13 protein-coding genes and 1 pseudogene are annotated in these 12,390 nt (G+C 69.9%); 2 read left to right on the top strand and 12 right to left on the bottom strand.

The window, feature by feature from the left end; genetic code table 11:
• Positions 1-16: 16 nt before the first annotated feature.
• Complete coding sequence (locus DID96_RS29885) at positions 17-1,588, bottom strand: DHA2 family efflux MFS transporter permease subunit (RefSeq protein WP_124602834.1); 1,572 nt, start codon at positions 1,586-1,588, stop codon at positions 17-19.
• A gap of 177 nt (positions 1,589-1,765) precedes the next feature.
• Complete coding sequence (locus DID96_RS29880; RefSeq protein WP_124602833.1) at positions 1,766-2,254, bottom strand: MarR family winged helix-turn-helix transcriptional regulator; 489 nt, start codon at positions 2,252-2,254, stop codon at positions 1,766-1,768.
• A gap of 360 nt (positions 2,255-2,614) precedes the next feature.
• On the opposite strand from DID96_RS29880, the gene DID96_RS29875 reads away from it, so the two are divergent.
• A complete protein-coding gene (locus tag DID96_RS29875) occupies positions 2,615-4,168 on the top strand; it encodes an efflux transporter outer membrane subunit (RefSeq protein ID WP_124602832.1) in 1,554 nt (517 codons plus the stop codon).
• Positions 4,169-4,201: 33 nt separating this feature from the next.
• On the opposite strand, the gene gspN is transcribed toward DID96_RS29875, so the two are convergent.
• The 8 genes from gspN to gspG all read right to left on the bottom strand — a co-directional run bounded on the left by gspN (position 4,202) and on the right by gspG (position 10,278).
• Entirely contained in the window at positions 4,202-4,993 is a 792-nt protein-coding gene (gene gspN / locus DID96_RS29870; RefSeq protein WP_124602831.1) for a type II secretion system protein N, read from the bottom strand.
• Positions 4,994-5,035: 42 nt separating this feature from the next.
• Complete coding sequence (gspM, locus tag DID96_RS29865) at positions 5,036-5,539, bottom strand: type II secretion system protein GspM (protein ID WP_124602830.1); 504 nt, start codon at positions 5,537-5,539, stop codon at positions 5,036-5,038.
• Entirely contained in the window at positions 5,536-6,933 is a 1,398-nt protein-coding gene (gene gspL / locus DID96_RS29860) for a type II secretion system protein GspL (RefSeq protein WP_124602829.1), read from the bottom strand. The genes gspM and gspL overlap by 4 nt, the downstream gene beginning before the upstream one ends.
• 24 nt (positions 6,934-6,957) lie before the next feature.
• The gene (gene gspK, locus DID96_RS29855) at positions 6,958-8,073 is read right to left on the bottom strand and encodes a type II secretion system minor pseudopilin GspK (RefSeq protein WP_124602828.1); all 1,116 of its coding nucleotides are present in this window, start codon (positions 8,071-8,073) and stop codon (positions 6,958-6,960) included.
• 74 nt (positions 8,074-8,147) lie between these two features.
• Positions 8,148-8,873 carry a type II secretion system protein J gene (locus tag DID96_RS29850; protein ID WP_124602827.1) on the bottom strand — a complete coding sequence of 242 codons (726 nt, stop codon included), beginning with the start codon at positions 8,871-8,873 and terminating at the stop codon, positions 8,148-8,150.
• Positions 8,851-9,279: a type II secretion system minor pseudopilin GspI gene (gene gspI, locus DID96_RS29845; protein WP_185732408.1), complete on the bottom strand. Its 429-nt coding sequence runs from the start codon at positions 9,277-9,279 to the stop codon at positions 8,851-8,853. Before gspI ends, DID96_RS29850 begins: the two co-directional genes overlap by 23 nt.
• Positions 9,280-9,281: 2 nt before the next feature.
• On the bottom strand, positions 9,282-9,791 hold the full coding sequence (locus DID96_RS29840; protein ID WP_124602826.1) for a GspH/FimT family pseudopilin: 510 nt from the start codon (positions 9,789-9,791) through the stop codon (positions 9,282-9,284).
• Between the two features lie 34 nt (positions 9,792-9,825).
• Positions 9,826-10,278: a type II secretion system major pseudopilin GspG gene (gene gspG, locus DID96_RS29835; RefSeq protein ID WP_124602825.1), complete on the bottom strand. Its 453-nt coding sequence runs from the start codon at positions 10,276-10,278 to the stop codon at positions 9,826-9,828.
• Between the two features lie 178 nt (positions 10,279-10,456).
• Here gspG and DID96_RS29830 point away from each other — a divergent pair, with 178 nt between their 5' ends.
• The gene (locus DID96_RS29830; RefSeq protein ID WP_124602824.1) at positions 10,457-10,867 is read left to right on the top strand and encodes a general secretion pathway protein GspC; all 411 of its coding nucleotides are present in this window, start codon (positions 10,457-10,459) and stop codon (positions 10,865-10,867) included.
• 32 nt (positions 10,868-10,899) lie between these two features.
• On the opposite strand, the gene gspF is transcribed toward DID96_RS29830, so the two are convergent.
• Together gspF and DID96_RS29820 are read right to left on the bottom strand one after the other, a co-directional pair.
• Complete coding sequence (gene gspF, locus DID96_RS29825; RefSeq protein WP_124602823.1) at positions 10,900-12,117, bottom strand: type II secretion system inner membrane protein GspF; 1,218 nt, start codon at positions 12,115-12,117, stop codon at positions 10,900-10,902.
• A gap of 4 nt (positions 12,118-12,121) precedes the next feature.
• Positions 12,122-12,390: pseudogene (locus DID96_RS29820) on the bottom strand (type II secretion system protein GspE); the annotation flags it as partial.

The following is a 12,390-nucleotide window of genomic DNA, read 5'->3' as shown; positions in this document are numbered from 1 at the left end:
GGCCTGCGCCGCTCGCTCAATGCCCCATCGCCGGCCCCGCGCCCTTCCTCGGCTTGGTGACCCACACGAGCGCCGCGAGCGCGACGAACATGATCGCCGACAGGTGGAAGAAGTCGTTGGTCGCCATCATGAAGCCCTGCTGCGTGACGATCTGGTTGAGCTGCGCATTCGCCATCTGGCCGGCCACGCCGAGCTGCGACAACGCGCCCTGGTAGTCGACCGTGCTCTGCGCATAGACGCTCACCGATTCCGACAGCCGCGCGTGGTGGTAGATCGCGTCGTTCTCCCAGAACGTCGAGCTGGCCGCGGTGCCGATCGCGCCGGACAGCGTGCGCAGGAAGTTCGACAACCCCGACGCGCTCGCGAGCCGCTCGTCAGGGATGCTCGACAGCGTGATCGTCGTCATCGGCACGAAGAAGCACGCGACGCCGATCCCCTGCACGAGCCGCGGCAGGATCACATGATTGAACGGCACGTCGAGCGTGAACGTCGAGTTCCAGATCGACACGCCGGCGAACACGACGAATGCGAAGCTTGCGACCATCCGCAGGTCGAGCCGGTGCATGTTGCGGCCGATCAGCGGCGACAGCACGAGCGCGAGCAGCCCGACCGGCGCGGTCGCGAGGCCGGCCTTGCCGGCCGTGTAGCCCATCACCGTCTGCAGCCACAGCGGGAAGATCACGACCGAGCCGAAAAACGCCATGAAGCCGAACGAGATGATCATCGCGCCGAGCGCAAAGTTGCGATCCTTGAACAGCGACAGATCGACGACAGGCTCCTTCTCGGTCGCCTCCCACACGAGCATGAACGCGAGCGACACGACCGCGATCAGCGCGAGCGCGGCGATGAACGTCGAGTTGAACCAGTCGCGGTCCTTGCCGAGGTCGAGCATCATCTGCAGGCACGACACGCCGATCACGAGCAGCGCGAGGCCGACCGCATCGATCCGCTGCTTCGTCGTCTTCGTCTCGCGGCCGCGCAGCAGCACGAACGCGCAGATTGCGGAAAACACGCCGATCGGCAGGTTGATGTAGAAGATCCACGGCCACGTGTAGTTGTCGCTGATCCAGCCGCCGAGCAACGGGCCGAAGATCGGCGCCACGATCACCGTCATCGCCCATAGCCCGAGCGCGAGCCCGCGTTTCGCGGGCGGGTAGCTGCGCATCAGGATCGTCTGCGACAGCGGCACCATCGGCCCCGACACGAGCCCCTGCAGCAGCCGGAACGCGATCAGCGTCTCGAAGTTGGTCGCGAGGCCGCACAGCGCGGACGCGATCGTGAATGCGAGCACCGACAGCGTGAACAACCGTACCTCGCCGACCCGCCGCGCGAGCCAGCCGGTGAGCGGCACCGCGATCGCCGACGCGACCGAATACGACGAGATCACCCACGTGCCTTCGCTCGTCGCGACGCCGAGGCTGCCCGAGATCGTCGGCACCGCGACGTTCGCGATCGACGTATCGAGCACTTCCATGAACGTGCCGAGCGCGAGCCCGACGGTGAGCAGCGCGAGGGCGCCGCCGGATAGCGGCGCCGGTTCGGCGGCGCGGGACGCGGGCGAGCCCGCGGAAGCCGTGGTGGCGGACATCGGATTCTCCTAAGTGCGGCGCGCACGATGCGCGCGCAACGCGTGCCGTATCGCGACGCAGCACGAACCGGCCGGGGGCAGGGGAGAGCACCTGGCGGTGAGCGTATGACGCGTCATCTTCTGCCCAGACAGATAAATAAGCGAATGTTTAACCTGGACATCGCACCTCGCTTCGCATCAGCAGTCCGGCTCGCCGGACGATTCGCACGCGAGCGTGCCGGGGCCGTTCGCGATGAAACGCTGCAGCAGGCCCGTGAGCATCGCGAGCTCGTCGGCCGAGAAGCCGGTGAGCTGCGCGTTCAGCGCGGTCGCGATCACCGACGGCAGCGCGCGGGCGGCGTCGGCGCCGCGCTCGGTCAGCGACAGCTCGATCACGCGGCGGTCCTGCTCGCTGCGCGACCGCACGATGAAACCCTTGCGCTCGAGACGGTCGAGCAGCCGTGTCATCGAGCCGCTGTCGTACGACATCTTGCGCGACAGCTCGAATGGCGTGCGCACGTAGCCGCGCGACAGCAGCAGGATCACGCCGACTTGCTGCGCGGTCAGGTCGAGCGGCTCGAGCGCACGGTCCATCCGCTCGACCAGCGCCTGACGCGCCTTCGTCAGGTAGTAGCCGAGACTCGTTTCCAGCTGGATGTCGTCGGGATCGTAGAGGCCGCCGTTCATTCTCGATTGCGCGCGCTGCAACAGTGCATTGTTGGAAAAACGCGACCAGTATCTTGAAAATTAATTGCTTGGTCAATATTATTTCAGGCAACCAGTTACGACGTGCATGTTGCACTGCCGGAGACGAGCCGCACGCACCCGCCGATGCGCGGTTTGCCGGCTGTAATGCCCCCGCCGTAATCCTGCTGCTGTAATCCCCTGTAAACCTGCGCACCGCGCCGGTAACACATTCCCGCTGCCGCGCACCGTACCCTAACGACTGCGCAGCTTCCCCGCCGTCAGTTACCATTTGTCCGCCTGCGGTCGCCCGGCCGCATCGCGCGCCCGTCCACCGGGCCGCGTCCAGACAGGAATTACACGATGCCGTACGCCCCATCCCCGCGCGCCCGTCGCCCGCTGAGTGCCGCCGTCGCCTTCGCGACGGCCGTGCTGCTTGCCGGCTGCGCCGTCGGGCCCGACTATCACCGCCCCGATACGCCCATGCCCGCTGCGTTCAAGGAAGCGCCCGCCGGCTGGAAGGTCGCGCAACCGGCCGATCGCGCGGACCGCGGCGCGTGGTGGACCGTCTACAGCGACGCGCAGCTGAACACGCTGGTCGACAAGCTCAATGCGTCGAACCAGACCATCGCGCAATCGGCGGCCGCGTACCGGCAGGCGCGCGCGCTCGTCGCCGAGGCGCGCGCCGCGTATTTCCCGACGGTGGGTTTCAACGCATCGGCGTCGCGCGCGCGCACGCCACACACGTCGGTGTCGTCGTCGAGCTTCAGCGGCGGCAGTTCCGGATCGATCAACAACAGCTACAGCGTCGGCCTCGACGCGTCGTGGGAGCCCGACCTGTGGGGCAAGGTCAGCCGCACGGTCGGCGCGCAGCGCGCGGGCGAAGCGGCGGCCGCCGCCGATCTCGCGAATGCGCGGCTGTCGCAGCAGGCGACGCTCGCGCAGACCTACTTCCAGCTGCGCACCGCCGACGCGCTGCAGAAGCTGCTCGACGATACCGTCGCGTCGTACGCGCGCTCGCTGCAGCTGACGCAGAACCAGTACGCGCAGGGCGTCGCCGCCCGCGCGGACGTGATCCAGGCGCAGACGCAGCTGCAAAGCGCGCAGGCGGCCGCGATCGAGAACGGCGTCGCGCGCGCGCAGTACGAACATGCGATCGCGACGCTGATCGGCGAACCGGCGTCGACGTTCTCGCTGCCGCCGATGCCGCTCACCGCCGAGCCGCCCGTCACGCCGGTCGACGTGCCGTCGGCACTGCTCGAGCGGCGGCCCGACATCGCAGCGGCCGAACGCCGCGCGGCGGCGGCCAACGAGCAGATCGGCGTCGCGATCTCGGCGTTCTTCCCGACGCTCACGCTGTCCGCGCAGGGCGGCGTGCAGAGCTCGGTGTGGTCGAACCTGTTCACGCTGCCGGCGCGCTTCTGGACGGTCGGCCCGCAGCTCGCGGCAACGCTGTTCGACGCGGGCCTGCGCGCCGCGCAGACCGACGCCGCGCGCGCGACCTACGACCAGGACGTCGCCGCGTACCGGCTCTCCGTCCTCACCGCGTTCCAGGACGTCGAGGACAATCTCGCGTCGCAACGCATCCTCGCGCAGGAAATCGACGTGCAGCGGCAGGCGGTCGACAGCGCCGAGCACGCGCTCGCGATCGTGACGAACCAGTACAAGGCCGGCACGGTCGGCTACCTGAACGTGCTGACCGCGCAGACGACCGCGTTCACCGCGCACCAGAAGCTCGCGACGATCTCGGGACAGCGGATGGTGTCGTCGGTCGGGCTCGTGAAGGCGCTCGGCGGCGGCTGGGACGCGTCGCAGATGGCGCGCGAGACGGGCAGCGTGGCCGCGCCGGCGAGCGGGACGTCGGCCGTGCCGGCTGGCGGCGCCACTGGCACAGGCGCGCCGCTCGCGCAGAAGTGACCTGAGGCTCACGCAGCGTGCGCTGCGTGCGCTTCAGCGCGCCGCGTCGCCGCCGAAGATCAGCGACACCTCGCCGTTGCCGATCGGATGGCCGAGCAGGTTCAGGAGCCCCGCGAGGTTCGGCTGCTGCTCGGGCGCCGCGTGGGCGGTGCCGCGGAACGATCCGCCGGCCGCACCGAAGGCGCCGTGGCCGTCGAGGAACAGCGGGCCCTTCGTCGTCGCGAGGTCGAGATCCGCGCCCGCACCCTTCGCCTGCAACACCGCGCGGTACGAACCGAGCGGCTTCACGCGCGAGACGCGCGAACTCATCTCGTCGATCGTCACCGTCAGCTGGCCGAACGCGTTGCTGCCGAAGAGCCGCCAGTCGGTCCAGCCGAGCCGCACGTCACCCTGCAGGTCGAGCGTGTTGAACGGCGTGCCGAGCCCCGCGAGCAGCGACGCGGGCACCGCGATCGCGCCCGCGGACAGCACAGCGCCGCGCCACGTCGCATCGAGCGTGACCGGCTCGGGCATCGCGTCGGTCTGCCGCATCCGCATCTGCACGCGCCCGGTGAAGAGCGGCCAGAAGCGCGTCGTCCATTCGACCCGCCCCGGCAGCAGCGTCGCCGCGCTGCGATCGGCGCCCGGCGCGAGCATCAGCGTGCCCGAGCCGTGCCACAGCGAGCCGTCCGGATCGACGAGATTCACATGCCCGCCCGTCGCGCGCGCGAACTGCGGCGCAATCCACGCGGCCGGCGCGAGCGCGGCCAGCGTGATTGCGGTTGCAAGCCCACCCGCCGCGAGCCACGGCAATGCGGCGACGAGCCGCTTCGACCACGGCCTCATCGACCGACCGCCGCTTGCTTCATCCACCGCGTCATTTCTGCCTCATTTTTGCGTCGACGGCTGCATCACGGCCGTCAGGTCGACCTGGCCGTCCTCCTTCAGCGCGCTCACGTGCGCCTCGCCAACCTGCACCTTGAACTGCTTGCGCGCGTCGTCAAGCCATTGGGTCCAGGCCGGGAACGGCACGTTCTTCATCTGGATCTGCACGCCGGTGCCGATCACCTGGGTCTGCGGCGCCGGCAGGCCGTGATCGGACAGCGACGCCGTCAGCGCATCCTTCAGCGCGGCGCCGGTCGGCGCGACGCCTTGCGCGGCGGCTGCGAGCGAGCGCGCCTCGTTCGCCTGCGCGGTCATCTGCGCAAGCTCGCTGCGCATCGCCGGCAGCGCGCGCGTGATCCGCGCACGGCCTTCCTGCGCGGGCGACCACAGCACCGAATACGCGATTGCGACGGCCAGCACGGCGCCGCCCCAGCCGAGCAGCGTCTTTTCGCGGGGGGTGCGCTCGCCCCAGAATTGCGCGAGGGTCTGATTCAGTTCTGCCTTCATGAGCGGCTCCGGATCGTCCACTTGCCCGTGCTGCTGTCGACTTCGCCGGCGAGCCCGTTGCGCGCGAGGCGCTGCGTGAAGTCCGGATCGACCGTCACGCCCGGCTTGAAGCCGACGTCGAGCCTGCGGTCGTGATAATCGAGCGACGCGATGCCGTTCAGCGGCAGCGCGCCCATCGAGCGCGACAGCCCGCTCGCGAGCGCGAGGAAATCGTTCGGCGACAGCTCGCCGGCCGCGAGCCGCAGCTGGTCGAGCTGGCGCTGCATCTGCGCAGGCGGATCGAGCACCGTCGTGGTTTTCGGGAACGCGGACAGCAGCGTTTCGGTGATCTGCGCGGACAGCGCATCGCGCTCGCGCGCGAGCTTCCACCAGTGCAGGTTGATCCCGATCACCGCGACGGCGAGCGTCGCCGCCGCGAGCGCGACCGGCAAGCGCAGCCGTTTGAGCGTCGCGCGGTCGAAGCGCCATGGCTGCGACTCGAATTCGAACTGGCACAGATCGAAGCGCTCGGCGAGCGCGCGGCGCGCGAACGCGTCGAACGGCAGCGGTGTCGCGCCCGGCAGCAGCGCAGCGCCCGCTGCGTCTGCGTCGGCGCGCGTGACCGACGCGAGCCGCGGCTCCGCGCCCGGCTCGCCGAGTTCGTACAGTTCCACCGCTGCGCCGCCCGCCAGCGCGGCGAGCGTTCCGGCCGCGCGCTGCGCGGGTGCGGCAAAACCTTCGCCGAGCGCGCCGCGCGCGACCGCAAGCTCCAGACGCGGCGCGACAGCCATGCCCGGCTGCGCGCCCGCTTCGACGAGCGCGGGCTCGACCGACGTCACGGTGCCGAGCACCGCGGCTACCACGGTCGGACGCACCGTCGGCGGAGTGTCAGCCGTATCGGCCGCGTCGGCCATGCCGGCCTCACCGTCGGCCGCCTGCGCCGGATCGGCCGCGGGCGACGCGAGTGGTGCGAGCGGTGACGGCAGGCAGCGCATCGCGGGCACCGCTCGCAGGTGACGGTGGCCGGCCGCGGTGAACGCGTCGCAGATCGTGCGGAACCACGCGCGATCGACGACCGCGACCACGCGGCGCGCGTCGGGCAGCGCGGCCGGGTCGAGCGCGATGTGGCAGCCCTGCGGATCCTGGATCAACTGATCCTCGACGATGTTCGGCAGCGCCTGGCGCAGCTTCGGCCCCTTGAGCGGCGGCACGGTCGCGGCGAGCAGCAGCACGTCGCGCGCGGCGACGATCAGCACCGTCGCGGCCGCGCGCGGCAGCAGCGTGAGCGCGGCGCGGCCGGCGCGCTGCGTCTGGCCGGCCTTGTCGACGAGCATGAACGGCAGCTCGGGCCATTGCCATTCCTGCAACGGCACGGCGGGCTCGCGCGGCGGCAGTAAAACAATCAGCGTGCTCAAGGGCTCCTCTCCCGAATGGCGTCGTTATAGCTGGTCGCGGATACGCACGACCCGCGTCGAGTGCGTGGTCGGATCACGATACACGAGCGAGGTGCGATCGACCTCGGCGCGATCGTGCTGGATCCGGCCATGCACGATGAAATAGCTCGAATTGACATCGATCTGGCTCGTGTCGAGCGTCACGTTCGGCGGCGCGCCGGCGCCGCGCAGTGCGAGCGTCACGTCGCCGATGTTGCGGAAAAACACGGTCTCGCGGCGCGACACGAGCGCCTGCGCCGACGCGACGCTCATCCCCGGCATGAGCGCCGCGATCACCTCGGCGGGCGCGGTGTTCATGTTCACGGGTGTCGTCGTCGGCAGCACGGTCACGAACGGGCGCAGCCGTTCGACCATTTCCGGCGTCACGCCGTCGACGTCGAGCAGGCTGTCGACGCCCGTCATGATGAGCGGCGACGGCCCGCGATCGCTGTCGGCGAGGCCGGGTTCGTCGGTGTAGGTCGTGCCCTGCGTGCCCGTGCCCGCTTCCGGCACCACGGGCGTGCCCCCGGCGCCGGGCAGGGTCGGCATCTGGAAGCGCGACGACGAATGCATCAGGCCTGCGCGCACCTGCATCGCGATCCGTTTCGCGAGCGCGCCGTCGTAGCCGAGGGTCGACAGCAGGCGCGCGAATGCCTGCAGTTGCGCGGCGTTCAGCTGCAGCACGCCGGGCGCGGGCGTCGACACGAGGTTGCGCAGGTTGAACTTCGCCTGCGCGTCCTCGATCGAGCCGGAAATATAGGTGTCATCGCCGCCGCTGCCGTCGGTAATGCCGATCTTGCCCATGAAGTCCGACAGCTTCGTCTTCGCGATCGGCACGGCCCAGATGCCGCCGAGGTACGTGATGCCGGGCGCCGTGTCGCCTTCGGAGCGCAGCACCATCCGCGTCCAGTCGAGCGCGCCGCGCGCGACCCACTGCGCCTGCGCGAGCACGCGCTGGTTCTCGATGCGGCGTACCTGCACCTGCTGGCGCCACAGCATCCCCGACACGAGGATCGCCGCCAGCGCGACGACCAGCAGCGCGGTGATGATGGCGGCGCCGCGTTGCCTGCGCGCCCGGATCGGCGCGCGCGCGATGCGGCACGCGCTGCCGGCGCTTCGCATGCGGCCGGCGGCGTCCGCGCGCGCGGACGAGGAGGGCGAGGGAGGGGGCGACGAAGGGCGACACACACGCATCGTCATTCCCCGACCAGGAAGATGCGCGTGACCGGCACGCGCAGCGACGTCGCGCCGATGCTGACCTGCAGGCCCGTCACCGCGCGTGGCGGCGGCGCATTGCCGAGCTGCGGCACCTTCTGCGCGTCGATGTTCTGCGCGAGCGCGTCGTCGGCCGCCTGCAGGCTGGTGGTCCAGCCGACGCGCGGCACATAGAACTTCGCGTTGATCGCGCCGACCCCGCCCATCAGCGCCACTGCGTTCCAGCCGTCGACGCTGACATTCTTCAGCGCGTCGTGCAGCCGGTTGGCGTCGTCGAACGGCGGCGATGCGTAACGCACGACGCGGCCGCCCGCGATCCGGTAGCGGACCACCTGCAGCCGCGGCGCGGCACCCGGCACGTCGAATTCGCGGACGATCTGCAGCGTGTTGCCGGCGACGCCGATCGCGGGCTGGCCCGCTTCGTCGTCGGTCGCCGCGCGGCGCGCGTCGATGCGCATCTGGTCGAACATCTGCGCGAAGATGCGCTCGTCCTCCATCGCCGACGCAACCTTGTCGCGGCCGCGCATGATCTGGTCGAGCCCGCGCCACGACAGCACGGCGACGACCGCGAGAATCGCGATCGCGATCATCAGTTCGATCAGCGTGAAGCCGCGTGCCGAACGGCGCCCTCTGCGGGGACGCGCCCCGGAGGAAGGGCCGTTGACGCGCGCACGGCGGAGCGCGTCAGAGCGAGCGGCTGGTTTCATTCGCGATCACCGTGACCATCTGTGCCAGGACGCCGGAGCTTCCCGGCGAACTCACCGATACCTCGACGCGCCGGAACACCGGATTCGGCGTCGCGCTGACGCGCTGCGTGCAGACGAGCTGCACGTTGCCTTGCGAACAGTCGAAGCTTTGCTCGCCGATCTGCGGCCACGCGTGCGCGAGGCGCAGCTGCGCGAGCGCGTTGTCGGCGCTCCAGCCGGCCAGCAGCCGGCGATGCAGGTCCGACGCGCCGGTCGCCATCGTGCCGACCGCGCGGATCGACGCGGCCAGCGCGATCGCGATGATCGCGAGCGCGACCAGCACCTCGATCATCGTGAAACCGCGTGCGGAACGCAGCCGCCTTGAGGGGCGCATCGTGGAGGAAGGGGAGAACGGCCGACGACGCATCGTCACTGCACCTCGTAGCGGCCGTTGCCGGTGCCGACGATCGTCGCGCTGCCGGCCGTCGAATGCAGCGTCACGCGCACCGGCGTGTCGATGCTCTCGGTGCCGAACACGACACGCGTCGCGTGCGAATCGGACCCCGGATAGTCGATGTCGGCGCCCGTCACGCCCCCGTCCCAGTCGCGCGGGCGCAGCAGGTCGTCGCGCAGCGTGCGCCAGCCGTCGGGCGTGCTCACGTCGAAGCGAAAGCCGTGCGCGGTCGGCTGCCACGCGATCGGGCGCGCGCGGACCTGCGCCTCGTCGCCCGCGGTCTCGAACAGCAGCGCGACCCGCTGCGCTTCCTCGCGCAGGTCGGTGCGCGGATTGCGCGTGAGCGACAGCGACGCGAGCGACACGAGCAGCCCCGCGATCACGAGCACGACGAGCATCTCGAGCAGCGTGAAGCCGGCGGCCCGCGCCTTCCGGTACACACCGGCGCGGCGCCCGAAGCGGAAAGTCGTGCGGCTGGCTTGCATGGACGGGCGTCGCGCGTGACGGATCAGCGGCCGGTTACTGCCACGAACCGATGTCGGAATCGCTGCCTTCGCCGCCTTCCTTGCCGTCGGCGCCGTAGCTGAACACGTCGATCTCGCCGTGCACGCCCGGGTTCAGGTACTTGTACGCGTTACCCCACGGATCGTTCGGCAGGCGCTCGAGATAACCGCCGTCCTTCCAGTTGTTCGGGATCGGATCGGTGCTCGGCTTCTGGATCAGCGCCTGCAGGCCCTGGTCCTGCGACGGATAGCGGCCGTTGTCGAGACGGTACAGCTTGAGCGCCTGCATGATCGTGCCGATGTCCTGCTTCGCGGCAATGCGGCGCGCCTCGTCCGGGCGGCTCATGATCTTCGGCACGATCAGCGCCGCGAGGATCCCGAGGATCGCGACCACCACCATGATCTCGATCAGCGTGAAACCGCGCTGACGGCGAACGGCCCCGTTGCGGCGAGTGATCCACGTTTGCATGACTGACTACCTCTTTCCAAAAAAATATCGTCGATTGAGTGACGCATCCTCGATCGCCAGACCACGACCTTACGGCACGCTTCCAGCAGACCCGAACACGGAGCACGCATTGTAAGGCGCGCATCGCCAAGGGCTTTCACCCAACGCAAATTTCACATACATCCGTACAATAGCCCGCATGAACGCGCTCTCGATCCGGATCCTTTCCCTCGCACTCTTCGCGGCGTTGTGCGCGACGGCCACCTACTGGGTCGTCACGCTGTCGGCCCGCGAAGCGCCGCTGCCCGCCGCCGCCGCGCGGCCCCCGATCCGCACCGAGGAGGCCGCCGCGCTATTCGGCGGCCAGCTCGTGCGCAATCCCGTGCAGGACATCCACCTGTTCGGCATCCTCGCGCTCCAGCATGGCGCCGCCGCGATCGTCGGCGTCGGCGGCGAACCGCCGCGCGCGGTGTCGCTCGGCGCCGAGGTCGCGCCCGGTGCGAAGCTCGCCGAAGTCCGCGGCCGCTCGATCGTCGTCGACCGCAACGGCGCCCGCGCCGAAATCCAGCTGCCGGCCAACACGCCGTCCCCCGCGATCTACATGCGCTGAGCGCCCGGTTCCGGTGACGGCCGACACGGCCGTCACTGCACCATGTTGTTCAGCTCGATGATCGGCAGCATCACGGCCAGCACGATCACGAGCACGATCCCCCCCATCGCGAGAATCAGCAGCGGCTCGAGCAGGCTCGTCAGGAACATCGTGCGGCGCTCGAGTTCGCGCGCCTCGCCGTCCGCCGCGCGGTCGAGCATCGTCGTCACATCGCCCGTCGCTTCGCCGGACCGGATCAGGTGCACGAGCACCGGCGGAAACGTCTTCACGTTGTTCAGCGCGCGCGACAGCGCCGAGCCTTCGCGCACGCGCACGATCGCATCCTCGATGTTCGCGCGCATCGCGCGGTTCGACAGCGTCTCGCCAGCCGCCTGCAGCGCGCGCAGGATCGGCACGCCCGCCGCGGTCAGGATGCCGAGCGTGCTCGCGAAGCGCACCGTGTTGTAGCCGCGCACGAGCTTGCCCGCGAGCGGCGCGGTAAGCAGCCAGCGGTCGAACGCGAGCCGCGGGCCGTCGCGCGACAACGTCGCCTTCACGAACCAGATCACCAGCGCGACCGCGATCAGGATTGCCCACCACCAGTGCCGCACGAAATCCGACAGCGCCATCATCACGACCGTCAGGATCGGCAGCTGCTGCTTCGTGCTCGCGAACACGTTGACGACCTGCGGCACCACGTAGCTCAGCAGGAACGTGACGATGCCGAACGCGATCAGCGTGACGATCGCCGGATAGGTGAACGCGAGCAGGATCTTCTGCTTCAGCGCGTTGCGCTGCTCGATGTAGTCGGCAAGCCGCGACAGCACGATGCCGAGCTTGCCCGTGTGCTCGCCGGCCGACACCAGCGCGCGGTAGATCTCCGGAAAATCGCGCGGATGCTGCGCGAGCGCATTCGCGAGCGAATGGCCGCCGAGCACCTCGGCACGGATCGCGGCCATCAGTTCGCGGATGTAGTCGCGCTCGGACTGTTCGGTCAGCACCGAGAGCGCCTCGTCGAGCGGCAGCCCGGCGATCAGCAGGCTCGCGAGCTGGCGCGTGAGGATCGCCTGCTCGCGCTGCGACAGCTTGCGGCCGAACGCGAGGCGCTGACTGCGCGCGCCGCGGGTCGCGCTGGCCGCCGGCTCGACGACGAGCGGCGTCAGCCCCTGCGTGCGCAGCTGGCCGCGCGCGCCGCGCGCGCTGTCGGCTTCGACGACGCCCTTTTGCGCGTGACCCGCCGCATCGATCGCTTCGAAACGGAATGCCGGCATCGCGCTATGCGCCTCCCGTCACGCGCAGCACTTCCTCGAGCGACGTCGCACCGGCCGCGAGCCAGCGCTCGGCGTCGTCGCGCAGCGTGCGCATCCCTTGCGCGCGGCCCGTCGCGAGAATCTCCGCGTCGGCTGCGTTGCGGTGAATCAGCGAGCGGATCGCGTCGTCGACGAGCAGCAGTTCGTACACGCCGCGCCGGCCCGCGTAGCCCGAATGGCCGCACTTGTCGCAGCCGACCGGGTGCCACACGGTGCGGCCTTCTTCATGGCGTT

It is taken from the genome of Burkholderia sp. Bp8963, from assembly GCF_003854275.1.
Taxonomy (GTDB): Bacteria; Pseudomonadota; Gammaproteobacteria; order Burkholderiales; family Burkholderiaceae; genus Burkholderia.
This window is presented reverse-complemented; position numbering and strand designations above follow the sequence as displayed.